At 35.9% G+C, this 568-nt stretch carries 1 protein-coding gene; it reads left to right on the forward strand.

Annotated features, from left to right (window positions below):
- Nucleotides 1-107 precede the first annotated feature (107 nt).
- Nucleotides 108-568, forward strand: a 461-nt coding sequence (locus tag AC1DRF_RS31725) for an exonuclease domain-containing protein (protein ID WP_477742792.1), incomplete at its 3' end; no start/stop codon positions are given.

Raw genomic sequence — 568 nt, forward strand, 5'->3', positions numbered from 1 at the left:
AAATAAAAAATAAATCCATGTACGTGCTCCCTCATCTTTTTTACTAACGTTTTCTGTTGAAAAATGATAAGCTAATAGAATGATAAATAGAAAGGGAGGGCGACGAATTGTCAACTGAACAAGTGAAATTAGCAGCCGTTTTAGACGTTGAAACAACGGGCTTAAGTGCTCAAACATGCGATATTATCGAACTAGCAATTGCTGTTGTTTCTTATGATTCTTCTACCGGAGAAATAATCGACATTGTAGAAGAATATGAAGAATTTAATATGCCTTCAACTCCCATTTTCCCGCATATTACAAACTTAACGGGAATTACAAATGAGATGGTCAAAAATAAAACATTAGACGATAAAAAAGTGGAATCGCTGTTAACTAGCGTTTCGGCTATCATCGCTCATAATGCTTCTTTCGATCGCAGTTTTCTTTTAAAACGGTATCCATCTTTATTTAACCAAAAATGGCACTGCTCTATGCGTGCTGTCAAATGGAAAGAGTACGGCTTTCCTAATAAAAAACTAACAACGCTCCTTGATCATCATAATATTGAGAGAGAGCACGCTCACAG

This window comes from Priestia sp. P5_B4, assembly GCF_056400385.1.